Source organism: Bacillus sp. WC2507 (assembly GCF_052656125.1).
Map to the genome: position 1 here is coordinate 4,397,217 of NZ_JBQXPN010000001.1, position 25,111 is coordinate 4,422,327.

30 protein-coding genes are annotated in these 25,111 nt (G+C 35.8%); 15 read left to right on the top strand and 15 right to left on the bottom strand.

The window, feature by feature from the left end; genetic code table 11:
• Window positions 1-257: 257 nt before the first annotated feature.
• Complete coding sequence (gene putP, locus ACUN28_RS23190) at window positions 258-1,730, top strand: sodium/proline symporter PutP (protein WP_016088854.1); 1,473 nt, start codon at window positions 258-260, stop codon at window positions 1,728-1,730.
• Between the two features lie 161 nt (window positions 1,731-1,891).
• The gene (locus ACUN28_RS23195) at window positions 1,892-2,290 is read left to right on the top strand and encodes an Ig-like domain-containing protein (RefSeq protein ID WP_016088855.1); all 399 of its coding nucleotides are present in this window, start codon (window positions 1,892-1,894) and stop codon (window positions 2,288-2,290) included.
• A 24-nt stretch (window positions 2,291-2,314) separates the two neighbouring features.
• On the opposite strand, the gene ACUN28_RS23200 is transcribed toward ACUN28_RS23195, so the two are convergent.
• Window positions 2,315-2,698, bottom strand: coding sequence for a PH domain-containing protein (locus ACUN28_RS23200; RefSeq protein ID WP_016088856.1), 384 nt, complete (start codon window positions 2,696-2,698; stop codon window positions 2,315-2,317).
• Between the two features lie 87 nt (window positions 2,699-2,785).
• Between ACUN28_RS23200 and ACUN28_RS23205 the strand changes: the two genes are divergently transcribed.
• Window positions 2,786-3,457: a DUF4386 domain-containing protein gene (locus tag ACUN28_RS23205; protein WP_016088857.1), complete on the top strand. Its 672-nt coding sequence runs from the start codon at window positions 2,786-2,788 to the stop codon at window positions 3,455-3,457.
• Here the strand turns inward: ACUN28_RS23205 and ACUN28_RS23210 are convergent.
• On the bottom strand, window positions 3,447-4,022 hold the full coding sequence (locus tag ACUN28_RS23210; RefSeq protein WP_016088858.1) for a Crp/Fnr family transcriptional regulator: 576 nt from the start codon (window positions 4,020-4,022) through the stop codon (window positions 3,447-3,449). The genes ACUN28_RS23205 and ACUN28_RS23210 overlap by 11 nt on opposite strands.
• A gap of 180 nt (window positions 4,023-4,202) precedes the next feature.
• Entirely contained in the window at window positions 4,203-5,114 is a 912-nt protein-coding gene (locus tag ACUN28_RS23215) for a DMT family transporter (RefSeq protein WP_016088859.1), read from the bottom strand.
• Window positions 5,115-5,317: 203 nt separating this feature from the next.
• Here ACUN28_RS23215 and ACUN28_RS23220 point away from each other — a divergent pair, with 203 nt between their 5' ends.
• From ACUN28_RS23220 to exsF, 6 genes are all read left to right on the top strand, one after another.
• On the top strand, window positions 5,318-6,049 hold the full coding sequence (locus tag ACUN28_RS23220; protein ID WP_016088860.1) for an alpha/beta hydrolase: 732 nt from the start codon (window positions 5,318-5,320) through the stop codon (window positions 6,047-6,049).
• A 92-nt stretch (window positions 6,050-6,141) separates the two neighbouring features.
• Window positions 6,142-6,660 carry a YjcG family protein gene (locus tag ACUN28_RS23225; protein WP_016088861.1) on the top strand — a complete coding sequence of 173 codons (519 nt, stop codon included), beginning with the start codon at window positions 6,142-6,144 and terminating at the stop codon, window positions 6,658-6,660.
• 1 nt (window position 6,661) lies between these two features.
• Window positions 6,662-7,084 (top strand): GNAT family N-acetyltransferase, encoded by a 423-nt coding sequence (locus ACUN28_RS23230; RefSeq protein ID WP_016088862.1) that lies wholly within the window; start codon window positions 6,662-6,664, stop codon window positions 7,082-7,084.
• Between the two features lie 99 nt (window positions 7,085-7,183).
• Window positions 7,184-9,250 carry an ATP-dependent helicase gene (locus ACUN28_RS23235; protein ID WP_016088863.1) on the top strand — a complete coding sequence of 689 codons (2,067 nt, stop codon included), beginning with the start codon at window positions 7,184-7,186 and terminating at the stop codon, window positions 9,248-9,250.
• A 144-nt stretch (window positions 9,251-9,394) separates the two neighbouring features.
• Window positions 9,395-9,868, top strand: a complete 474-nt coding sequence (gene cotY / locus ACUN28_RS23240) for a spore coat protein CotY (RefSeq protein WP_016088864.1) — start codon at window positions 9,395-9,397, stop codon at window positions 9,866-9,868.
• Between the two features lie 161 nt (window positions 9,869-10,029).
• On the top strand, window positions 10,030-10,533 hold the full coding sequence (gene exsF / locus ACUN28_RS23245; RefSeq protein ID WP_000492933.1) for an exosporium protein ExsF: 504 nt from the start codon (window positions 10,030-10,032) through the stop codon (window positions 10,531-10,533).
• 77 nt (window positions 10,534-10,610) lie between these two features.
• On the opposite strand, the gene ACUN28_RS23250 is transcribed toward exsF, so the two are convergent.
• On the bottom strand, window positions 10,611-10,796 hold the full coding sequence (locus ACUN28_RS23250; protein WP_033659643.1) for a hypothetical protein: 186 nt from the start codon (window positions 10,794-10,796) through the stop codon (window positions 10,611-10,613).
• Between the two features lie 101 nt (window positions 10,797-10,897).
• Complete coding sequence (locus tag ACUN28_RS23255) at window positions 10,898-11,257, bottom strand: DUF1360 domain-containing protein (RefSeq protein ID WP_016088865.1); 360 nt, start codon at window positions 11,255-11,257, stop codon at window positions 10,898-10,900.
• Window positions 11,258-11,382: 125 nt separating this feature from the next.
• Between ACUN28_RS23255 and exsY the strand changes: the two genes are divergently transcribed.
• Complete coding sequence (gene exsY, locus ACUN28_RS23260) at window positions 11,383-11,841, top strand: exosporium assembly protein ExsY (RefSeq protein ID WP_016088866.1); 459 nt, start codon at window positions 11,383-11,385, stop codon at window positions 11,839-11,841.
• Window positions 11,842-11,901: 60 nt separating this feature from the next.
• Here exsY and ACUN28_RS23265 read toward each other — a convergent pair whose 3' ends face one another.
• From ACUN28_RS23265 to ACUN28_RS23310, 10 genes are all read right to left on the bottom strand, one after another.
• Window positions 11,902-12,435 carry a CotO family spore coat protein gene (locus ACUN28_RS23265; RefSeq protein WP_080118053.1) on the bottom strand — a complete coding sequence of 178 codons (534 nt, stop codon included), beginning with the start codon at window positions 12,433-12,435 and terminating at the stop codon, window positions 11,902-11,904.
• Between the two features lie 141 nt (window positions 12,436-12,576).
• Window positions 12,577-13,347, bottom strand: a complete 771-nt coding sequence (gene fabI / locus ACUN28_RS23270; RefSeq protein WP_000421885.1) for an enoyl-ACP reductase FabI — start codon at window positions 13,345-13,347, stop codon at window positions 12,577-12,579.
• A 108-nt stretch (window positions 13,348-13,455) separates the two neighbouring features.
• The gene (rfbD, locus tag ACUN28_RS23275) at window positions 13,456-14,310 is read right to left on the bottom strand and encodes a dTDP-4-dehydrorhamnose reductase (protein ID WP_016088868.1); all 855 of its coding nucleotides are present in this window, start codon (window positions 14,308-14,310) and stop codon (window positions 13,456-13,458) included.
• An 11-nt stretch (window positions 14,311-14,321) separates the two neighbouring features.
• Window positions 14,322-15,293 (bottom strand): dTDP-glucose 4,6-dehydratase, encoded by a 972-nt coding sequence (rfbB, locus tag ACUN28_RS23280; protein ID WP_016088869.1) that lies wholly within the window; start codon window positions 15,291-15,293, stop codon window positions 14,322-14,324.
• A gap of 15 nt (window positions 15,294-15,308) precedes the next feature.
• A complete protein-coding gene (gene rfbC, locus ACUN28_RS23285) occupies window positions 15,309-15,854 on the bottom strand; it encodes a dTDP-4-dehydrorhamnose 3,5-epimerase (RefSeq protein WP_016088870.1) in 546 nt (181 codons plus the stop codon).
• An 8-nt stretch (window positions 15,855-15,862) separates the two neighbouring features.
• Window positions 15,863-16,600 (bottom strand): sugar phosphate nucleotidyltransferase, encoded by a 738-nt coding sequence (locus tag ACUN28_RS23290; RefSeq protein WP_016088871.1) that lies wholly within the window; start codon window positions 16,598-16,600, stop codon window positions 15,863-15,865.
• Between the two features lie 14 nt (window positions 16,601-16,614).
• Window positions 16,615-17,295 carry a glycosyltransferase family protein gene (locus ACUN28_RS23295; RefSeq protein ID WP_016088872.1) on the bottom strand — a complete coding sequence of 227 codons (681 nt, stop codon included), beginning with the start codon at window positions 17,293-17,295 and terminating at the stop codon, window positions 16,615-16,617.
• A 12-nt stretch (window positions 17,296-17,307) separates the two neighbouring features.
• Entirely contained in the window at window positions 17,308-17,994 is a 687-nt protein-coding gene (locus ACUN28_RS23300; RefSeq protein ID WP_016088873.1) for a glycosyltransferase family protein, read from the bottom strand.
• Window positions 17,991-18,680, bottom strand: a complete 690-nt coding sequence (locus ACUN28_RS23305) for a class I SAM-dependent methyltransferase (protein ID WP_016088874.1) — start codon at window positions 18,678-18,680, stop codon at window positions 17,991-17,993. Before ACUN28_RS23305 ends, ACUN28_RS23300 begins: the two co-directional genes overlap by 4 nt.
• Window positions 18,681-18,819: 139 nt before the next feature.
• Window positions 18,820-19,920: a glycosyltransferase gene (locus tag ACUN28_RS23310; RefSeq protein WP_016088875.1), complete on the bottom strand. Its 1,101-nt coding sequence runs from the start codon at window positions 19,918-19,920 to the stop codon at window positions 18,820-18,822.
• A gap of 165 nt (window positions 19,921-20,085) precedes the next feature.
• On the opposite strand from ACUN28_RS23310, the gene ACUN28_RS23315 reads away from it, so the two are divergent.
• From ACUN28_RS23315 to ACUN28_RS23335, 5 genes are all read left to right on the top strand, one after another.
• Window positions 20,086-20,973 (top strand): BclA C-terminal domain-containing protein, encoded by an 888-nt coding sequence (locus ACUN28_RS23315; RefSeq protein WP_016088876.1) that lies wholly within the window; start codon window positions 20,086-20,088, stop codon window positions 20,971-20,973.
• 122 nt (window positions 20,974-21,095) lie between these two features.
• Window positions 21,096-21,941: a TylF/MycF family methyltransferase gene (locus tag ACUN28_RS23320; protein ID WP_016088877.1), complete on the top strand. Its 846-nt coding sequence runs from the start codon at window positions 21,096-21,098 to the stop codon at window positions 21,939-21,941.
• A 138-nt stretch (window positions 21,942-22,079) separates the two neighbouring features.
• Complete coding sequence (locus tag ACUN28_RS23325; protein ID WP_016088878.1) at window positions 22,080-22,838, top strand: class I SAM-dependent methyltransferase; 759 nt, start codon at window positions 22,080-22,082, stop codon at window positions 22,836-22,838.
• 6 nt (window positions 22,839-22,844) lie between these two features.
• Window positions 22,845-23,780 (top strand): glycosyltransferase family 2 protein, encoded by a 936-nt coding sequence (locus ACUN28_RS23330; protein ID WP_016088879.1) that lies wholly within the window; start codon window positions 22,845-22,847, stop codon window positions 23,778-23,780.
• 146 nt (window positions 23,781-23,926) lie between these two features.
• Entirely contained in the window at window positions 23,927-25,087 is a 1,161-nt protein-coding gene (locus tag ACUN28_RS23335; RefSeq protein ID WP_016088880.1) for an FtsW/RodA/SpoVE family cell cycle protein, read from the top strand.
• The last annotated feature ends 24 nt before the right edge of the window (window positions 25,088-25,111 follow it).

The window sequence follows — 25,111 nt, forward strand, 5'->3', positions numbered from 1 at the left end:
CTTTTTAAAAAAATTTATTTTTCTTTCCTTTCAATATTATATTGACAAAACAACCTCTTTTTATGTAAATATAATAAATACTCTATTAAAAATAAGGTTTTTTGTATGAATATTATATATTAAAAAAGTAAAATGATGTCAAAAAACGCTTACATTTCTGAAAATTCATATTTCCGTATGGATTTTTCAGAATAATCATGATAGATTATAAATATGCATAACGCATCAAAAGACATGACAAAAGGAAGGGGAACTACATGAGTACGCAGATGTTAACTTTAACTTCTATCTCTATTTACATGCTCGGGATGTTAGTAATTGGCTATTTCGCCTATAAACGAACGTCCAACTTAACAGATTATATGCTTGGCGGGCGTACATTAGGCCCCGCAGTAACAGCATTAAGCGCTGGAGCATCCGATATGAGTGGTTGGCTTTTAATGGGCTTACCCGGTGCAATGTTTAGCGTTGGATTAAGTAGTAGTTGGATTGCGATCGGCCTGACACTAGGCGCATACGCAAACTGGCTATATGTCGCTCCTCGCTTACGTACCTACTCTGAAATTGCAAATAACTCTATTACTATCCCAGAATTTTTGGAACACCGTTTCCACGACAAATCTCACATGCTACGTTTAGTATCCGGACTTGTTATTATGATTTTCTTTACTTTCTATGTAGCTTCAGGATTAGTTTCAGGCGCTGTATTATTTGAAAATTCATTTGGCATGAACTATCATGTTGGATTATTCATTGTTGCAGGCGTTGTTGTAGCTTACACATTATTTGGTGGTTTCTTAGCAGTAAGTTGGACAGACTTCGTGCAAGGAATCATTATGGTAGTCGCTCTTATTCTTGTTCCTATCGTAACAATTATGAATTCGAACGGACTTGGACCTGCATTTGATACCATCCGCTCTGTAGATCCAACACGTTTAGATATTTTTAAAGGTGCCTCTACTTTAGGGATGATTTCTTTATTCGCATGGGGCCTTGGTTATGTTGGACAACCTCATATTATCGTACGCTTTATGGCAATTTCGTCTGTAAAAGAAATTAAAAGCGCACGAAGAATTGGTATGAGCTGGATGATTTTCTCTGTTGTCGGAGCTATGTTTACTGGTCTTATCGGTATTGCTTACTACTCACAACAAGATTTAACATTATCTAACCCAGAAACAATTTTCCTTGAACTTGGAAAAATTTTATTCCATCCACTTATTACTGGATTTTTATTAGCAGCCATTTTAGCAGCTATTATGAGTACAATCTCATCTCAGTTACTCGTTACTTCTAGTGCTATAACTGAAGATTTATATCGTACATTCTTTAAACGTTCTGCTTCTGATAAAGAGCTTGTATTTGTCGGTCGTATGGCTGTACTTGTTATTGCATTAGTCGGATGCGCTTTAGCGTTTAAACAAAATGATACGATTTTAGCTCTTGTTGGATACGCTTGGGCTGGATTTGGTTCCTCATTCGGACCTGCTATTTTATTAAGTCTATATTGGAAACGTATGACAAAATGGGGCGCACTTGCTGGTATGATTTCTGGTGCTGCGACTGTTATTATATGGACACAATTTAAATTCTTAAAAAACTTCTTATATGAAATGATTCCTGGTTTCGCTATTAGTTTACTAGTGATCATAATTGTTAGTTTACTAACGCAAACTTCAAAAGAAGTTGAAGAACAATTTGAGGATTTCGAAAAACAACATAGTCTATAAGGTGAAAGCTCTGCTGATATCGTAACAGCAGAGCTTTTTTAATCAAAGTTCGACAATCTTCTACTCGAATTTAACAAATTCTTTATGTTTCGTTAAATTTAGCATAACACTACTCCTTTATAGTGTTAGTATCAGCACTTATACAGAAAGGGGACTCCAACATGTTAGCAGCTTTCCAGCAACAACAAACACGAAAATTTTCACCTATCACCAATACTTCTGCGTCTTGTTTGAACATACAACCTAATCCACCTAAAATTTCAATTGCTCCTTCTGTTGTTTCAGTCATCGGTGTTCATATGGAAAAAAACAAGTTAAAAGTAAGAACGGGACAAAGCACTGAGTTATCCGCTTCTGTTTTGCCAGTACAAGCCACCAATAACGAACTTATTTGGACAAATACGAATGCTGATGTTATCACACTGTATCCAAAAGGTGATACAGTAACCATTACTGGAAAAAGTGCAGGAAGAGCAGTCGTAATTGTCACAACTGCTGAAGGAAAGTTCCGTGACCTATGTATTATTCATGTACAACCTTATATGACAAATCCAAAGTAAAAGAGTGGCTATGAAGCCACTCTTTTACTTTGGATTTTTATTTTTCACATGACTAATAAATTGCTCTTTATCTTTAGGAGAAATAATTTCTGTTTTATGTGCGCCGTAAACAATTTCAATTCGATCAAATGATAAGGCATGAGCTGCTATTGGATTTTTCGTATTTGAAATTTGTTTTATATTTCGTATAAATATACGTTTTTTAACGAGACCCGATTTAATAATAATTGCTTCTTCTCCAACAATATATTTTGTTGAAAACCAACTCCAAATAAATAATATGGCTAATGGGATTGTGAAAAACAAAAGAAAATGTTCTCTTCCTACAAATATGGGAGCAAAACACGCTCCAATGACAACAAAAAAAATCGGATATAACCATATATCTTTTTTTGATGGAAATTCCACTAAACTTCCCCTCTCTTGATTTAAGTCAATGAATCTCCTCCTCTTCCCTATTACAATGAAAACAACATTAGAATAGGAGGACGTATTATGACTGAGCGAAAATTTTCCTTATTTGCAGGCACTTCTCTTCTTATCATGGCATTCACTGCATTTTTTTCTTACGGTTTTGTTCATGGAAATCTCGTTGTACCAAGTAATGCGAGCACGACACTCCATAATATTCAAACTTCAAGTTTACTTTTCAAAGCAGAAATCTTCGGATGGATTATCATTTTCATTACGGATATTATCGCCTCGTGGGCTCTTTATTTCTTTCTAAAACCTATCCATGCTAGCCTCTCATTACTAGCTACCTGTCTTCGTCTTATGTATACAGCTATACTTGGGATTGCTATATTCAATTTAACATTTGTATTACTTCTTTCAAAAAGTACAGTTGCTAATTCAGAAGCATATACAATGTTATTTCTAGAAGCTTTTAAATACATTTGGTCTGTAGGGTTAATCATTTTCGGCTTACATCTTTTCACTTTAGGATATGTAACTTTTCTATCTAAACAAATACCGAAATTGATTAGTGTATTACTATTCATCGCTGCTATCGGTTATATCGTAATTCACGTCATGAATACAATGTTTTCACAATATGATGCGATGATTTCCATTCTTAATGTTGTCTTTCAACTACCGATGATCGCAGGTGAACTAGGATTTAGTATATGGCTATTGATTAGAGGTGGAAAAGACTCTACTGTTTGAGTCGTTTCTTAATTCTACTTAATGATTCTGGCGTAATACCTAGATAACTTGCCAATTGATATTGAGGAACACGATTGATTAAATGAGGTCGTTTTTGTAATAATGATTTGTAGCGCTCTTCTGGTGTCGATGCAATAAATAATGTAAGTTCTTCTTGTACCTCACCAAAATTGTATTCAATCATTTGACGTGTCATTTCTTCTAACTGTGAATATTTCTTATACATGTCCTTTTCACAATACAGGTCGCCAACTACAACTAGGCAGTCTTCTAGACACGTTAATGTATGTGAGGATGATTTATCTTGTTTATGATGATTGAAATTTGCAATTGCTTGTTCTTCTGTATAAAAATTTGATGTAACTTCTTTCCCGGCTTCATCTATACAATGTTGCCTCACGCATCCTTTTAATACAAAGTAACATTTAGACGGAACATCTCCTTGTCTTAGGAGTACTGTTCCTTTTTTATATTCTTCAATTTGTAATTCTTCCACGATTATACGCTGCTGCTCTTCACTTAATGTTGTAAGCTTTGTCATGTATTTCATTAAAATATCTTTCATTTGGTCTCTCCCTCCCCTTCTATATTTGTATGAGAAACGTATGATGTAACTCCACTATATATTATCTTTTTTCATGCTATATGGCTGGAATTCCCCCTATTGATCTGTTTTATTTTCTGCATAGAACAAAAAAAGAGAAGTTACCAATAACTTCTCTTTTCGTATATTAGAATAGGCTCGTTATAATTCCTGTGTATAAGCCGGTTCGTTCACTACATTTTTTGCTGTTCGTTTTTGTTGCTGTAGTAAGAAAACAGATACACCAAACAATACGAGCATGCTACCGATAATTTGCATTGCGTTTAATTTTTCCCCAAGTAAGAAGAACGCTAGTATAGTTGCTCCAACTGGTTCTCCTAAAATACTCATTGAAATTGTTGTTGCATTTACGTAGTTTAATAACCAGTTATTAATGACATGTGACACTGTGGGTACAATCGCAAGTAAAAGAAAAACGGTCCAGTCCCACTTCGTATAACCTGTAAAAGGCACTTGCAATACTATATTATAAATCCCCATAAAAATACCTGCGAATGCAAAAACTGTAAAGCTGTAAATCCAGTGTGATACTTTCTTTACTGTCGTTTGCCCGATAAATAAATAACCGACAACTGCTATCACACTTAAAAAGGATAATATATCCCCATAAATCGCTTGTTCACTTAGCCCTAAATCTCCCCAGCCAATACACATTACACCTAGTATCGCAATTCCCATTGTCGCAATAGCTGAGTATGTTGTTCTTTCTTTAAATAAGAAAAACCCTCCAACTAAAGATACGATTGGTTGAAGTGCTAAAATAATCGTCGAACTAGCAACTGTCGTATGCTTTAAAGATTCAAACCATAAAAGAAAATGAAGCGCTAAAAAGAAACCAGATCCAATTAAAAATCCCCAATCTTTTCTTTGAATCCTACTAAACTCTTCCCGCTTTTTCCAAACGATTGGCAGCATAATAAGCACGATAATCCATAATCGATACATACTTAAAATAGAAGATGGTGCTGAGGACATCTTTACAAAAACTGCTGCGAATGAAATTGCTATAATTGAAATTGCTAATGGTAGTGCGATTGATTTTTCTTGTTTCAAACCTTGTCTCCCCTCTCACCTGTCAAAAATCCCACTTCATTATATCCGTTTTCTTTCCTAACTTAAATACTAATTTTTTAGATTCTTCGTACCATTATGGTAAAATAGAAACGAAAGCACCTATTAGTGAATATTGCTTTCTTTTTCACTACAAGCGTCGCTCTTACAATCATTACAGTAAATTTTTATTTAGGGGGATCCATATGAATCAAACAATAGGGAGAATTGAAGAAATTTCATTTTATAGTGCATCACTTCAAGAAGATGTTACACTGCTCGTTTACTTACCAGTAAATTACACACCACTGCACAAACATACAGTTGTAATTGCACAAGATGGTAGAGATTATTTTCAGCTTGGGAAAGCACACCGTGTAATTGAGCGCCTTCGTGAAACTGAAGAAATTGACCGTACAATTATTGTCGGTATTCCATATAAAAATGTACACGATCGTAAGGAAAAATATTTCCCGAGCGATGTAAAGAATGCTGCTTACATTCGTTTCCTTGCTCATGAGCTTGCACCATATATCGATGAAAATTATCCAACGTACCAAATGGGAAAAGGTCGTGTGTTAATTGGTGATTCTCTTGGCGGAACAGTTTCCTTTATGACCGCACTTATGTATCCGCATACATTTGGTAAAGTCGTTATGCAATCACCATTTGTGGACGAAACAGTGATGAACTTAGCAAAAGACTTCAAAACTCCGGAAGCGCTAGAGCTTTATCACGTCATTGGGACAGAAGAAACAGCTGTAAAGCGCACTGATGGGCAAGTATCTGATTTCGTACAACCGAACCGTGAGCTCAATACACTTCTGACAGATAGAAATTTCACCACGCATTACGAGGAGTTCGAAGGTAATCATACGTGGAAATATTGGCAAACTGATTTACCGAAAGCTTTCTCTCATATGCTATCAATGAAATAATAGAGAGCAGTATTCAGAATAATTTGATATAATAGATTAAGAGAGTTATTTTCTCAAAATCTAACTAGACTTACAAAGGGAGGAATTGGAACATGAAATTAGGCATTGTAATTTTTCCATCTAAAATGATTCAAGATAAAGCGAACGGATTGCGTAAACGTTATGATCCGCACTACGCATTAGTTCCGCCACATATTACATTGAAAACACCCTTTGAGACGCAAGATGATCAACTAGAATCGATTGTAAACGAGTTACATACAATCGCAAGTAAAACGAACCCTTTCACCCTTCATGTCGGAAAAGTTGGTTCATTCGCACCGGTTAATAATGTTCTTTATTTTAAAGTAGAAAAAACACCTGAACTTACTTTCTTAAATGAGGAAATGCATAGCGAATTCTTCACACAAGAACGCGAATACGCTTTCGTACCTCATTTAACAATCGGACAAGGCTTATCAGATGCAGAGCATGCTGATGTATTAGGTCGATTACGTATGAAAGATTTCTATTATGAACAACCAATTGATCGCTTCCATCTTCTATATCAATTAGAAAACGGAACGTGGACTGTATACGAAACATTCCACCTTGGAAAGGGGAACAACTAATTTGCATGCACAGATCGTACAAACAGACGAACAACTAAGAGATGCATTCTCTGTACGTAAGCAAGTATTTGTGAATGAGCAACAAGTTTCTGCTGACGAAGAGTATGATGAGTTTGAAGAAACTTCGACACACGTTGTTATATATGATAATGATGTTCCAGTTGGTGCTGGTCGTTTTCGCATACTGGATGGAATAGGAAAAATGGAACGCATTTGCGTACTAGCTTCCCATCGTAAAAAAGGCATTGGAAAAATTGTTATGGATGCACTTGAAGCATATGCGAAGGAACACTCGCTACCAAAATTAAAGTTACATGCCCAAACACATGCTGAAGATTTCTATAAGAAACTTGGATATGTAACGAATTCTGATGTATTTATGGAAGCAAATATTCCTCACATCGTTATGATAAAAGAATTGTAATTTGAAAACAGGAGGTATCCCCTCCTGTTTTTTACATTGCTATTTTCTTTTTCTTCCGCTAAAGTTAAATGTTGATGCTATAGTTTTGAAGGTGAATATATGACACAAGAAAAATTTTCACAAAAATCATTAACGCACGCTGATATTCCACGTGCAACATATCATATTCCGAAAACATCTACCCATTTAATTATGGAAGAAGATGCAGATGCAGCGTATTTCCGCGCTCTCGAACAGCAAAATGTATTTTTAAACGAGAAACAATTAGAAGCCGTCCGAACGACAGAAGGTCCAGTCCTTACATTAGCTGGTGCCGGAAGCGGAAAAACATCTGTTTTAACAACTCGAGTAGGTTATTTAGTAAATGTAAAACAAGTTCATCCACGAAATATTTTATTGCTTACATTTACACAAAAAGCGGCTGAAGAAATCCGAAATCGTGTAGCGAATTTACCAGGTATGAATCATGCAGCAAGTAGCTACGTTGTTGCTGGTACGTTCCACTCTGTCTTTTTAAAATTGCTTCGTAGTCAAGGATATAATCAGCAAATTTTAGCAAACGAAAAACATAAACAAATTATGATAAAGAAAATTTTAAAAGAGTTACGTTTAAAAGATGCTTATGATGCTGAAACGATGCTCGCGATGATTTCACTTGAGAAAAACAAATTGAATCGTCCGAAAGATGTAAAAGCAAAAACACCCGTTGAACAAGAATTTAAAGAAGTATATGAACGTTTTGAAGAAGTGAAACAACGATATAATTATATCGATTTCGATGACATCTTATTAGAAACATATTATATGTTAGAAAATAATGCTCCTTTACTTACCCAATTACAACAACGGTTCCACTATATTGAAGTAGATGAGTTCCAAGATACATCGTATGCACAATATGAAATTGTAAAATTGTTAGCTTCGCCAAGAAATAATTTATTTATCGCAGGTGATGACGACCAGGCGATATATGGCTGGCGAGGAGCAAGTCACCAAATTATTTTATCTTTTCCAAAAGAATTTGATAACACTACGATTATCGCACTTAATACGAATTACCGATCCAATCCATTTATCGTCGGACTTGGAAATGAAGTTATCAAACTAAATCAAGAGCGTTTTGATAAGGAGCTATATTCTGTGCGCGAAGAAGGTGTACAACCTTTTTATGCACGACCGGCTACGACTCTTGATGAAGCAAATCAAATTTTGCAGCTCATTCAAGAAAAGGTAGATAGCGGCGAACGAAACTATAAAGATTTTTGTTTACTGTATCGCACACATTCTGTAAGCCGTTCGTTACTTGACCAGCTTACAATTCACAAAATCCCGTTTATCAAACACGGTGCGAGTCAGTCATTTTATGAACATTCTTTAATTAAGCCTGTATTAGATCATTTACGGCTAGTAATTGAACCGTTTCGACTAGAATCACTTTCAAATATATTGCCAACGATGTATATCGGGCGTGATGATTGTATTTCATTTATTGAACGTGAACAATGGAAATATGGTGAGGGCCGTTTCCCTTCTCTTCTTCATTTCTTACTATTAAATCCGAGCTTGAAACCTTTTCAAGTGAAAAAGGTAAATGAGCGCATCGATTTTATTAAATTTATAAAAGAATTAGAACCGAAAAAAGCATTAAAAGAAATTATTCATGGTAAGGGGAAATATTTAGAGTACTTACAAAGTAACGATCGTTCTTCCTTTACGATGCATAAAGATATACAAGAAGAAATGTTAGAAGAATTAATGGAATCAGCAAATCGTTTCACCGATATTCCAGCTTATTTACAATTTATTGCTGAAGCAATTCAAGGTCAAAAAGAAATGGAAGCATTAAAAACAATGCCGCAAAAAGATGCTGTTTCTCTTATGTCTATTCATAACGCAAAAGGCCTTGAATTTCCATGCGTCTTTTTACTTGGAGCAAGCGATGGTATTTTGCCCCATACTTCTTCTTTAAAAGATGCAAATGATCGCGTTACAGAGACTTCTGAAGCTTTAGAAGAAGAACGCCGACTACTTTATGTCGCAATTACACGTGCGAAAGAAGAACTTTACATTTCCTCCCCACAATTTTTCAGAGGAAAGAAATTAGATATATCCCGCTTTTTATATACAGTACGCAAAGATTTCCCTGAAAAGACATCCACCAAATAAGGATGTCTTTTTTTTTATATTGCATTATGTACATCCCTCTCATATAAATTCCTTGTTTTCATCATGAGAATTAACGTAATATCAGCCATATCCCGTTCATATTGTAATAGTGTATGTCAGAACTCACGATAAGGAGTGAACATAATGAGCTGCAATTGTAACGAAGACCATCATGACCATGATTTTGATTTCAATTGTGTATCCAATGTCGTCCGTTTTATACATGAACTACAAGAATGTGCAACGACAACATGTGGATCTGGTTGCGAAGTTCCGTTTTTAGGCGCACATAATAGTGCATCCGTAGCGAATACACGTCCTTTTATTTTATACACAAAAGCCGGAATACCTTTTGAAGCCTTTGCACCATCTGCAAGCCTTACTAGCTGCCAATCTCCCATTTTCCGCGTAGAAAGTATAGATGATGATGACTGCGCTGTATTACGTGTATTAACTGTAGTATTAGGTGATGGTTCTCCTGTACCACCTGGTGACAACCCAATCTGTACGTTTTTAGCTGTACCAAATGCAAGACTAATATCGACCAACACTTGTCTTACTGTTGATTTAAGTTGCTTCTGCGCTATTCAATGCTTACGCGATGTTTCTATAAACTAAATACTAATTTAAGCATGGATTGGGTGGCAGAGTTTTCTGCCACCCAATCCATGCTTAAAAGGTATTATTATGTATTTTTTATAAAATTGGGAACTTGTCTAGAACATAGAACCTGTCCTTTTCATTAACTGAAAGTAGAAACAGATAAAGGAGTGAAAAACATGTTCTCTTCTGATTGCGAATTTACTAAAATCGATTGTGAGGCGAAACCAGCTAGTACACTACCTGCCTTCGGTTTTGCTTTCAACGCTTCTGCCCCTCAGTTCGCTTCATTATTTACACCACTACTATTACCTAGCGTAAGTCCAAACCCAAATATTACTGTTCCTGTAATAAATGATACAGTAAGTGTCGGAGATGGCATTCGAATTCTACGAGCTGGTATTTATCAAATCAGTTATACATTAACAATTAGTCTTGATAACGCACCTGTTGCACCAGAAGCTGGTCGTTTCTTCTTATCATTAGGTACGCCAGCTAACATTATTCCTGGATCAGGTACAGCAGTTCGTTCTAACGTTATTGGTACTGGTGAAGTAGACGTATCCAGTGGTGTTATTCTGATTAACTTAAACCCTGGCGATTTAATTCAAATTGTACCAGTTGAGTTAATTGGAACTGTAGACATCCGTGCGGCAGCATTAACAGTTGCACAAATTAGCTAGTAAAAAGCGGTATTTCTTCCTTAGAAATACCGCTTTTTATATTTATAATAAAAAACACTCACAGTAATATGAGTGTTTCATTCTTCATAATGTTTTATTGTGTTTTTCTTTTTCCCACAATTACATCCCTTTTTCTTCACAAATCCTTGTTGCTGTAATTGTTCTTGATATGCCTGTTGTTGTGCTTGGTGTTGTTGCTGCATATTATACCATTGCTGCAGGTCATATGAATTTTGCCTTGGATTATTGCTCACAGCAAACATCTCCTCTACTGTCAATTCTGTCTATTTACTATATGAACAACTCTTTATTTCCGTTCCCTCATTCTTTTGAACTCCGCTTTCTCTCGTATTATGAAAATATATTATTCTCCCATAAAATATCCTGTAATCGTTTCAATAATTGCTGCTGCTCCTGCAATAGCTAATAATGCAAGTAACGGCTCTGCAACGATAGGAATCCAATTATATAAAACTAATAAAAAAGCACTAACCCATACACCTGTACACCAATAACAGCTTAATAATTCTCCAATCCACTTTCTTAATCCTTTACCTTTTACTTTTGTAAAAGTTGATACACTTCCATCCGGCTCTGTAATCTCTACTTCATCAATAAACGGTCTTCGCAAAAAAACTGTAATTTTATCATAAACAATTAAACGGGTGAGCCTAAAAGCAGCTAACGCGAAAATGAAAAATAAAAGCCAACTTGTAAACAGCATGATTCCACCTTCCCTTATCTTCTTTCGCCTATTTAAAAAAAAAGCTCTTGAGATTGTGACCAAATCTCCTCGACTCCAATATCTTATTAATGTAAATACAAACAAGAAGATAAGGAGTGACATTAATGAGTTGTAACGAAAATAAACACCATAGCTCTTCTCATTGTGTAGTTGACGTTGTAAAATTCATCAATGAATTACAAGATTGTTCTACAACAACATGTGGATCTGGTTGTGAAATTCCATTTTTAGGCGCACACAACACTGCATCGGTAGCGAATACACGCCCTTTTATTTTATACACAAAAGCGGGAACGCCATTTGAAGCATTTGCACCATCTGCAAGCCTTGTTAGCTGCCAGTCTCCCATTTTCCGTGTGGAAAGTGTAGATGATGATAGCTGTGCTGTGCTACGTGTGTTAACTGTTGTATTAGGTGACGGTTCTCCGGTACCACCTGGTGATAATCCAATTTGTACGTTTTTAGCTGTACCAAATGCAAGATTAGTATCGACATCTACTTGTATTACTGTTGATTTAAACTGTTTCTGTGCGATTCAGTGCTTACGCGACGTTTCTATCTAATAAGTAAAGTGAACTAAAAAACTATTGGGGTGGTAGAAGATTTCTACCACCTTTACATATTTAAAAACCGGCCATATCAATTGATTTTATCTCTTCTATAGATAACCTAATATCTCTCATACTATTTGGCGGCATAATAGCTACAATTCCATTACGATACGATATGATCGATCCAATATAAGAAACTGTGGTCGTTTTTATTCTGCACCTTACTTTAGGAATGTAATGAGGACGGTTTAATAAAAAATGAATTTTCTCTTCATTGTTCATATCCTTAAATGATTTATTATACGGAACAGTTCTCACTGGCTCTTGCTGCTCTTGTACTTGTTCCTCTTCTTCTATTTTTTCTTCTACCTGCTGTTCTTCTTGTTGTTCTATCACCTCTTCCACAGCACTACTTACAGCATTTTCATTTTCATTTTCATTTCTATTACTTTCCTCTTTCTGATCCTCATTCCTAAAATTTGTTAAGATAATCCTTTTTATTTTCGGTGCAGCAAGTTCTAAACTTACTTGTGCAATATATAACAACGGTTTTCCAACTGTTGAACTTTTATTTTTATTCTTCACACTCGTCCCTCCCACTTCCATACGTAGCTGAATAAATCGTGTACTATTATAGTTATATTCATAACGTGGTAAGAACTTTCGTTAAAAATCGTTCTTTCTAAGAACAAATAAAAAGGACAATCTCAACATTTAGAGATTGTCCTTTAAAAATGAATATTATATTTATCCTAGGATATGATACCCTGAATCAACGTGAATGTTTTCTCCTGTTACGCCGCGTGCTAAATCACTGAATAAGAATACCGCTGTATCCCCAACTTCTTCTGGCGTTGTTGTACGACGAAGTGGTGCGCGCTCCTCAATTTCTCTTAAGATTGAGTTAAAGTCGCCTACACCTTTTGCAGATAGCGTACGAATTGGACCTGCAGAAATAGCGTTAACGCGAATGCCATGTTGACCTAAATCGTTAGCTAAATATTTCACGCTCGCTTCTAATGAAGCTTTCGCAACACCCATAACGTTATAGTTTTTCACAACGCGCTCGCCGCCAAGATATGTTAACGTTAAAATATTTCCGCCTTCTGTCATTACTTTCTTCGCTTCTCTTGCTACAGCTGTTAAAGAGAATGCACTAATATTTTGTGCAAGTAAAAATCCATCGCGAGAAGTATCTACAAATTCACCTTTTAAATCATCACGATTTGCAAAAGCAATACAATGTGCAACACCGTGAATTGTACCAACTTCTTGCTTGATTGTTTCAAAACAAGCTGTAAGTTCTTCATCATTTGTTACATCACAAGGTAATACAAGTGATTCTTGTCCTTCTAATGTATCCGCTAATTCACGAACATTTCTCTCTAAACGTTCTCCTGCATATGTGAAGATTAATTTTGCACCTGCATTATGCAAAGAGCGAGCAATTCCCCATGCAATACTTCTTTGGTTCGCAACGCCCATAACAACAAATGTTTTCCCTTGTAATAGTTCCATGATATATCCTCCCAGAAATACTTATACTTGTTATTAGTACCTGATACTATAATTATAGTAACATAAAACCTCTTAAAGGCAAACAAAAAAGTCATTAACTTAAAATTGTTAATGACTTTTTGTTTCTATAAAAAAACGCTCTAATCCTTCTTCCCAAGAAGGCATTTGTAAAAAACCATTTAATCGTAGCATGTTATGTTGGAAAATAGAATATTTTGGTCTCGCTGCCGCCGATCCAAATTCTTCAGTTGAAACCGGTAATACATCCACTTTCATATTTGCATACGAAAATATTTTCTTTGCAAAATCAAACCAAGAACATGATCCTCTATTGGATACATGATACGTACCGTATAAAGAAGTATGAATGAGCTTATTAATCATTACATTTAAATCCGCCACATACGTAGGAGAACCGATTTGATCCGCTACAACAGATACTTCTTCTCTTTCTTTCCCTAATCGTATCATCGTTTTCACAAAATTATTTCCATACTTACCATATAACCACGATGTACGAACGATAAAGTATTTATTATGTAACTCTTTGATGAACTGCTCTCCCGCATATTTAGAAGCTCCGTATATATTTATCGGCGCCGGATTATGAAATTCATCGTACCCCTCCGGTCTGTCGCCTTGAAATACATAATCCGTACTAATATAAACTAACTTCGCCCCAACTAATTGTGAAGCAACCGCTACATTTCGAGCCCCTATTGCATTTATTACATAAGCAAGATCTCGTTCTTTCTCAGCTTGATCAACCTTCGTATACGCTGCACAATGAATAATGATATGTGGCCTTATTTCTTGTACCACTTGCTGCATTCGAGATATATTCGTTATATCTAGTAACTTTTTATCAAATGGATATATGTCATATTCTTCAGGATTTAACTCTTCTTGTAGTTGCTTTCCCAATTGACCATTTGCTCCTGTTATGATAATCCGTTCTTTCATTGATATGCCCCTTACTTTTCTTTTAGTGGTTTCCACCATTCTATATGATGTTCATACCATTCCACCGTTTCTTCTAGCCCTTTTTCAAACGTATACTGCGGTTCCCACCCAAGCTCATTCTTCATCTTTTGTGCATCAATCGCATAACGACGATCATGACCTAAACGGTCTACCACATATTCAATATCTTTTTCTGTTTTTCCTAAGAGAGTAATGATTTGTTCCACAACATCTATATTTGTTTTTTCATTATTTCCACCTATATTATATACCTCTCCTATACGCCCCTTATGCAGAACAACGTCAATCGCACTACAATGATCCGTAACATGTAACCAATCTCTTACATTTAATCCATCACCATATAACGGTAATCTTTTTCCTTCCAGCACATTCGTAACCATTAACGGAATTAATTTTTCAGGATATTGATATGGCCCATAGTTATTGGAGCAACGCGTTACTATAACTGGTAATTGATATGTTTTATAATAAGATATAGCTATCATATCGGCGCTCGCTTTACTTGAAGAATATGGACTATTTGGAGCCAACGGGGTTTCCTCGGTAAATCGCCCTGTTTTTCCTAAAGAGCCGTACACCTCATCTGTTGATACTTGGACGAATTTAATATGTGGATATTTTTTTACTAATTCTAATAAGGTGACTGTCCCAATTACATTTGTATCATAAAAAGGGATTGGATTTTCAATACTGCGGTCCACATGTGATTCCGCTGCAAAATTGACAATTACTTGCACGTCACGTTCCTGAATAACATATTCTAGCAGCGCTCCATTTTGAATTTCCCCTTTTACAAAATAGTAATTCGGATGATCTTGAATAGACTTTACATTATTTAGGTTTCCACTATATGTTAATGCATCGAAATTAATAATTTTATATGTTTCATAGCTTTGTAACATGTAATGCACAAAATTACTTCCAATAAATCCCGCCCCACCTGTTACTAATATATTCATAAACAACTCTCCTACTCAAAAACTATCTTCACATTCCTGAAGTGATGGTAATATTCGATCCTTGTCAGACAAAATAGGACTTGTTACCGGCCATGGAATTGTTAAGTCTTTATCGTCCCATAGTACCCCTGAGTCATGATCAGCACTATAATACTCATCTACTTTATACATAACAATAGTATGCGGGACAAGTGTACAAAAACCATGTGCAAATCCTTTTGGCACTAATAATTGCCGATGATTATCCGCACTTAAAATATATCCTCTCCACTGTTTAAACGTTGGTGAATTTTTTCGCAAATCAACGATAACGTCATAAATTGCTCCTTGCATAACTTGAATAAGTTTCGTTTGTGCTTTCGGTTTTTTTTGAAAGTGTAATCCCCGAATCGTTCCCGCTTCTGCCGAATACGAAACATTATCCTGTACAAATGAATACGTAACCCCTAATGTTTCCAGCACCTTCTTATTATAACTTTCAGTAAAAAAGCCACGCTCATCTCCAAATAATCTCGGTTCTAACAATTTTGCGTCGGTAAAGTTTGTTTCTATAACTTTCATATTCTCACCTATTCTCCGTTAAACTGTTTACCAAGGTTTATATCCTGCGCTAACGTATTCGCCCTTTGAAGAGAAACGTGAGTTCCTGCATCAGTCCACCAACCGCTCATTTCATTATAAGTAAGTACCCCTCGTTTTAAATACCAATTATTGATATCTGTAATTTCAAGTTCTCCCCTTGCGGAAGGTTTTAATTCTTTTATATAAGAAAAGACTTTCGAATCATACAAATAAATTCCTGTGACTGCATAGGAACTTTTCGGCTCTTTCGGCTTTTCTTCAATTTCAATTATTTTGCGGTTTTGAATATTTGCTACGCCGAATCTCTCCGGATCATCTACAGATTGCAGCAGTACTTTCGCACCTTCTTTTTGACTCGCAAACTCCTCAACATACGGACGAATATCATCAGAAAAGATATTATCTCCTAATATAACTACCATACGATCTTTCCCGACGAAATCCTCACAAAGCCCTAATGCTTGCGCAATTCCGCCAGCCTTATCTTGCACACGATACGTAAAGGACACACCAAACTCTTGACCGCTTCCTAAAAAACTAACAACATCTCCCATATGCTCTTTACCTGTAATAATCATAATATCTGTAATTTCGCATTGTTTTAGCTTATACACCGCATGATATATCATTGGATAACGTCCAACAGGAAGCAAATGTTTATTCGTTACTTTCGTTATTGGATATAATCTCGATCCAGTTCCACCTGCTAAAATAATTCCTTTCACCCTGCATCTCTCCCTTATGATGGAGATAATATATCTTTGTAATGTTCTACAAACACTTTCCGATACTTCTCATATGTATCCGCATCAAACTCATCCCCGTTGTAGTGAATACACCATAAATTCGCTTGATTAGGGACACCAATTAAATAACCCGCCTTTTGAAACTCTAAAGACTGCGACACATCATAAAAGTGGAATCCTTGAAACAAGTCTTCTCGCCACGGAATATCATATTGTGTGGCCATTAATAATCCATCAATTGCCTGAACTGACATAAATGATTGATTCCCATAAAACAGCTGATCTAAATTTAATAATTGATAATTCTGTCTTCTGTACTCAATCACTTTCCCTACTAAATTTTTCCCTTCCCACCATATCCCGTTGCTCGGTAAAAACTGAGCACCAGCTACGCCAATTAAACCAAGTTTTTCGTTATCTTTAAAAAGAGAAATGAGTGTATAAAACATCTCTCGATTAACAAGATAAGTGTCTTGATGTATATAAACCTTATACTTCGCGGGATATGAAAGTGCTCGGTTATATGCACTTGCCATACTTTTCGCATCTCGTATCGGAAAAATTTGTACGACATAACCAGGGGGAACAAAAAGGTTTCTTATTTGTCTCTCGCATTGTTCAAATAGCTCTTCATTATTTATACAAACAACGACTAGTATTGTATGATCTTTCATTTTGTAGCCCCTCTATTCGTCTTGATTTACATCTGACATATAGTGCTCCACAAATATCTTTCTATACTTTTCATAGTTGGTCATATTCACATCAATATGATAGTGAATGCACCACGCATCACGCTGTACAGGAACCCCAACTGTATATCCAGCTTTTCTAAATTCAAACGATTGAGATACATCATAAAAGTCAAATCCATCAAACAAGTCTTCTCGCCACGGAATATCGTATTGCGTTGCCATTAATAAACCGTCAATACATTCAACTGGCATAAATGTTTTTGACTCATGGTACGGCTTTTCTTGACTGGCCATATAAAATAAATCATTCATATAACCAATTACTTTTCCAACAACTCCTCTGCCTACATTCCATGTTCCATTTGGAGGAACATATTGGGCTCCAACCATACCAATCATTCCAAGATGTTCATGTTCCTGAAACAATTGAAGTAATCCATATAAAAATCCTACATTTACAATGAAAACATCTTGATGTATATACACTTTATATTTTGCTGGATGCGAAATTGCTTGATTATATCCGCTCGTCATACTTTTCGCATTCCGAATCGGCATAAACTGTATAGTGTATCCTGGAGGAACTGGCAATTGTAATATATGCCTTGCACATTGTGCATACATTTTTCGATCATTTATACACGTAACAAATAATATTGTTTTATCTGCCGTACTCATAATTGTGATTTTTCTGCTTCAATAATATATTGAAATACAACCGTCTCAGCCATGAAGCCACTTCCAAGACGATATTTTTTACAAATTCCATATAACTCCTCAATAAGCGGTTCATATATTTTATGATCAACATATACACGATCTACTTTACTAATCGAATAACCTGCTTTTAAAAACATTCGTAGCATTTCATTAAATGTAAAGAAGCGAATATGCGTTTTATCTAATAATCCATATTCTGTATACGTCCAATTTCCAGCGAGTAAGGGCGCTAATATTGAAATGTGAGAAACGTTCGGTATACTAGCCAAAATTACACCATTTTGCTTTATATATGGCTTTACTTTTTCTATTACAGCCCACGGATCAAATAAATGCTCTAATACATCACCAAATATAACGCAATCAAATTGCTCCTCCTCATACGGCATATCCATTGTTTCTATATCTCCTAAGACAACATGATCTAGTTTTTCTTTTGCTTGTTCTGCCGCCTCTGGGAATGCCTCGATTCCTGATACACGTGTGCCATTTTCTTTTATGGCAGCTCCCAGTGCACCACTCGAGCAACCGATATCAAGAACTTCTTTCCATTCCTTTTTTATATGCTTTAATAAATTCGGATTCACTGCATTATAATAATGCCCAGACTTTTCTTCGTATAAAGAATTTTTTTGGGAATTCATTTCACACACTCCTTATGCAAATTGAATTAGAATTAGAAATATAAATCTCATCTAAAGTCTATAGATGTAACCAATACTTTACTATATAGCCAATCTATTAGAGTTAGAATCCCAATAAGCCATTTCTAAAAAAAGCAACCTATAACGATTTATATTGCTTATCAAAAACACTCCGAAAATATTTGCGGTTATATTCAATTGCAGCATTATTTGGAACATATGAAGCTGCTAATTCATTGTAATAATAAGCTTTATCTTGCTCGCCTAACTTGCTATAACAAATACACATTTGTAAATAAGGAATCCACGTGTAGCTAGCTGGACTGTGAAAAGGACTATCTGTTGCCATTTGCACTTCTGTTGCAAGTTTAAACCAAAAAATTGCTTCATTGTATTTTTGTTGATCCATATATATATATCCTATTCTTGTACAATTCTCTCCTCTAGGGACATCATACCGAAATGACTTTACACAAGATTCAACTGCCTTCTCCCACATTCCAAGCTTTGCATAGCAATCTCCTAATTTACCACATGCATAAATTTTCTCTTCATACCAACCTTCGTCTTGATTAAGAAATGTTTCATATAGTAGAACTGCATCATCATATTTTTGATTATCCATAGATTCATTCGCGTAATAAAACAAATCTCTCGGACTCAATTCTTCTCCAGCTGCTACAGCATCTTGAAAAATTTTTAAATTACGGTTCGTTACTTTCTTTTCTTTTTTATGCGTAATCGCAACATTACTATTAAAAATCTCACCAAAAATAGCTAAATACTCATGCACCTTTCCAAACCATTGAAATTGTTTTTCACGCTTTACAAGTCGATATCTTTTTGTACAATATAAAGGTTTCCCGTTAGAATCCATTACAAGATGATAAGGCATCGAAACAGCATCCACATTAGGATCTAATTCTCTTTTTAATAGGCTCAATGCCTCTTGAGCATCTTCTAATAACACATCATCAGCATCTAGCCATAATATATATTCTTGCGTTGCTTTCGAAAAAGAAAAATTTCTAGCTGCCGCAAAATCATTAATCCATGGAAAGTCATATATGTTAGAGGTATATTGAGTTACAATTTCTTTCGTACGATCAATGGAACCTGTATCAACTACAATAATTTCATCAACAATTTTTTCTACTGCATCTAAACATCGACCTATTGTATCTTCCTCATCTCGAACAATCATACATAAACTAATTGTAATTCCTTGCTTGTTCAACATAATCACCCTCTTCCAAATCAATCATATGTTATACATACAATAAACTTTCCACTTTTTTAACTTGCACAAGCAGTTTAAGATTTCTTTTCAATAATTCAAATGTCCGTGTCATTTTCTTCCGGTTTTGCATCTACTATATAATGAACGCTTTATGGAGGTGAATTTATGTCAAATAATAATTATTCAGATGGATTAAATCCCGATGAATCTTTATCAGCTAGTGCATTTGACCCTAATCTTGTAGGACCAACATTACCACCAATACCACCGTTTACTCTTCCAACCGGGCCGACTGGACCGACTGGACCAACTGGGCCGACTGGACCAACTGTACCAACTGGGCCAACTGGACCGACTGGGCCAACTGGACCTACTGGACCGACTGGACCAACTGTACCAACTGGGCCGACTGGGCCAACTGGACCGACTGGGCTGACTGGGCTGACTGGACCGACTGGGCCGACTGGACCTACTGGACCGACTGGGCCGACTGGGCCGACTGGACCTACTGGGCCGACTGGACCGACTGGACCGACTGGACCGACTGGACCGACTGGAGCTACCGGACCAACTGGAGCTACCGGACCAACTGGACCTACTGGACCGACTGGGCCGACTGGACCTACTGGACCGACTGGACCTTCTGGATTAGGACTTCCAGCAGGATTGTATGCCTTTAACTCAGCTACAGTTTCTTTAGCTCTTGGAATTAATGATCCCGTACCATTTAATACTGTTGGATCTCAGTTTGGTACAGCAATTTCTCAAATGGACCCTGATACTTTCGTAATTAGTGAAACTGGCTTCTATAAAATTACTGTTATTGCGTATACAGCGTCAGTAAGTTTATTGGGAAGTCTTGGAATTCAAGTTAATGGAGTTAATGTACCGGGTGCGGGCACAAGCTTAATTTCACTTGGAGCTCCTATCGTTATCCAAGCCATTACACAAATTACTACAACACCATCACTCGTTGAAGCAGTTGTTACAGGAATTGGATTATCACTAGCTCTTGGTACCAGTGCATCAATTATTATTGAGAAAATCGCTTAATTTTGTACCTAGCAGTAAGACTGAAATCAGTTTTACTGCTTTTTTATTGGTCAATTCAATCATTAAATCTTTCTTTTCTACATAGTCATAATGTTGTATGACATTCCGCAGGAGGCTCTTATATGGAAAATAAATCTGCTGTCCAGCTTTATCTTGAGTTATTAAAGAAAACAATTTTATTTGAAATATGGTTAGAATACGAACCATACTTACCTGCTTCGTTACATATATCTAAAGAGCTATCATATGAACCAGTTACAGTTCCGCTTCCTTTATTTCTTAAGCAATACGTAGAAAATCACAATTTAAAAATCGTTGATCCTAACGTTTCAAAAAATGAGCGGCAAGGCGGCAAGGATTGGCCAAGAGCAGCACACAGCATGGTTGGTCGAAAACGTATGAATCAATTACATGAGGCTATGGAAACTGTCGTCCGTGAAAATATAGAAGGTGATTTTATTGAAACTGGTGTATGGCGCGGAGGATCATGCATTTTTATGAATGGTTTTTTACAAGCAAACAACATTACGGATCGTACTGTGTGGGTTGCCGATTCGTTTGAAGGTCTGCCAGCACCTAACTTAGAACAATATCCGAAAGATTACGGTGATTATTTACACACATTTGATTACTTACGAGTTTCTTTAGAAACAGTGCAAGAAAATTTTAGAAAATACGATTTATTAAATGATCAGGTGAAATTTTTAAAGGGTTGGTTTAAAGATACATTGCCTTCAGCACCGGTAGAAAAAATTGCAATTGCTCGCCTTGATGGTGATATGTATGAATCAACGATGGATAGTCTTGTAAACTTATACGATAAAGTTTCAACAGGTGGCTATATGATTATTGATGATTATGGATTGGTAACATGCGCAGAGGCTGTAACAGATTTCAGAAATGAAAGAAACTTAAAAGCTCCTATTACTAAAATTGATGATTTCGGTATTTATTGGCGAAAAGAATAGCATACAATTTTATTTTTTGAGGGGTTCTATCACACTACTTATTCATAAGAACCAATCGTGTAAAGTTCCCCTCACTATAAATGATTAACTTATATACAATAGAAATCCCCGACTTTACTACAAGGACGGAGTGAATGTATGAACGAAAATGAGAAAAAAATCACATTAATTCCACCCCCAGAACTCGTTCAATATGTAGGTGGTGACTTTGAAGAGGTTGGAAAAGAATTTATGCAGTATTTTATTGAAATTGGCAACTTAAAATCAAATGAGACAGTGTTAGATATAGGCTGCGGTATCGGCCGAATGGCGGTTCCATTAATGAATTATTTAAACGATGATGGTACTTATTATGGATTTGACTTATTCAATGTGGGAATTACATGGTGCAAAAATAACATTTCAACACGCCGTAACAATTTCCATTTTGAACATGTCGATATATATAACCAATTCTACAATCCCGATGGAAAAGAAGATGCCTCCCAATACAAGTTTCCATATGAAGATGAATCATTCGATTTTATTTTTTTAACGTCTGTATTTACCCATCTCCTTCCGAAAGAATTAGAACATTACGTATGCGAGATTGCACGAGTTCTGAAAAAAGATGGGAGATGTTTTATTACTCTCTTTTTAATTAATCATGAATCTTCCTATTACTTAAATGCAGGACTAAGTACGTTAGGTTTTTATCATCAAATTGACAATTGTTATGTACTAAATAAAGATATCCCGAATTTCGCAGTTGCCTATCCTGAGGAAGATATTCGCACCCTATTAAATAAATATGGGTTAAAAGTACAGACTCCCCCCCATTATGGTTCATGGTGTAGCAGAACTGAACATACAAGCTATCAAGATATTATTCTTACACAAAAAATTGCTGAAAGGTAGTTGTATATGAATATTAAAAATGGTCCGCCTCTCGTTTCCATCCTTATTCCCACCTATAATCGACCACATTATTTTAAAATCGCTCTAGAAAGTGCATTAGCACAAACGTATTCAAATATTGAAATTATCGTAGGAGACGATAGCACAAATAATGAAACAGAAAAATTAATATACAGACATTATTTACATAAGCATAAACATATAACGTACATTCGAAATGCCTCTACTCTAGGACAATTTCATAACGCCCTTATGCTCTTAGAACAGTCAAATGGAGAGTACATAAATTTCTTAATGGACGATGATATATTTTATAATAATAAAATCGAAAAAATGATGTTTTATTTCCAGCAAGACTTAAATAAAAATCTCGCACTTATCACATCCTATCGTACTTGGATTGATGATAATGGCGATACAATTGAACAACATCCCTCCATGAAAAAATTATATGACGAAGATACTCTACTAAGTGGGAAAGATTTTGGAAACCGTATGCTTTTAGCTGGACAAAATATTATCGGCGAACCTACAATCGTACTCTTTAGAAAAAATCTATTAACAGAACCTTTCGGCACTTTAAATGGCAGAAAATATGGTTGTAGTGTTGATATGGCCTCTTGGATAAGTTTACTTTCAAAAGGTGATGCGATGTATATCACTGAGCCTTTAAGTTCATTCCGCCTTCATACTGGACAGCAAGTACGTCACAAATTCCTTGAAGGCTGTGAAGATTTTTCCCAGCTCGTTTTAACCTCAAAAAAGTATGGTTTCTTACAAGACACCAAATATTATAAAAAAGGGTTGATAAGAGCTTACGGATGGTATAAAAATGCGGTCAAATTTTACAATCTATTTCCAAACCTCATTCCAGATATAAATACACATGCACGTCTTTCCTATTGTTTAAATATAATTACAAAAGAACTCCGTGCAATATAGTCCATCACAAGGAAGGAACTATTCCTTCCTCGTGATGTATGACTTCCCACAAATAGTGGAATAAATGTATGCATAGTCTGCTTGTATATTATTTTTATCATGACATGATCCATATACTTACTAGGCGATAGAAAGGAATACATACATTGAAAGATCCAAATTCTCAATATCAAATAGACTACGTATTACTATTCATCTTATTTGCCATTGGGACTGTTAGTTGCTTTGCAATTGCAAGTGCACAAGCCTCTTTACCACCATTTTTGCAAAATGTAAATTTTGTATTAAAGCAAATCCAATGGTACTTCATTGGATTTATAGCCATTGGCATGATTATGATTATTGATTTCGATCGTTATCAAAAAATTGCTTGGTATTTATATAGCTTTGCATTGGTACTACTTATTGGACTAGAACTTCAAGTACCAGGTGCCGTTACAATAAAAGGTGCTACCGCTTGGTACAGGCTTCCAGGCATCGGAAATTTCCAACCTTCTGAAATTATGAAATTGTTTTTAATTATCGTCACCGGACGAATTATAGCAAATCACAATGAGAAATATTTTTTCCGAACAATACACGACGATTTTTTATTACTCGGAAAAATATTCGCAACAAGTTTGCCACCACTACTACTTATTGCAAAGGAACCTGATTTAGGAAACACAATGGTAATTTCAGCTATGCTCGCAGCAATGATACTAGTTTCTGGTATACGTTGGCGCTTTATTTTCGGATTAGTTTCCGGTATTTTTGCAGTTGGCGTTACATTAACTTATATTTTTTTCACGCATGCAAAATTCTTTAAAGCACACATTTTACAAGAATATCAACTAAATCGCTTCTACGGCTGGTTAGCGCCATACAAGTATGATGCGCAAGGCTATCAATTAAGACAAGCTTTCTTAGCTACTGGATCAGGGGAAATGCAAGGAAAAGGTTGGGAAAATGGACAAATATACTTTCCAGAACCACATACAGATTTTATTTTCACCAATGTCGCTGAGCAATTTGGCTTTTTAGGCGCAAGTGTCATCATTTCACTTTTTTTCCTACTTATTTTCCGCATGATTCATATCGCTTTAGAAAGTAATGACCCTTTCGGTAGTTACATCTGCGCTGGTACAATCGGAATGTTTACTTTTCAAGTATTTCAAAATATCGGGATGACCATCGGATTACTACCTATTACAGGAATCACATTACCCCTTATGAGCTACGGAGGAAGTTCCTTACTCACATACATGATAGCAATTGGATTTGTTTTAAACGTTCGCTCCAGAACGAAAATCTTTATGTTCAAATGAAGCATAAAAACGGTATATTTTTAT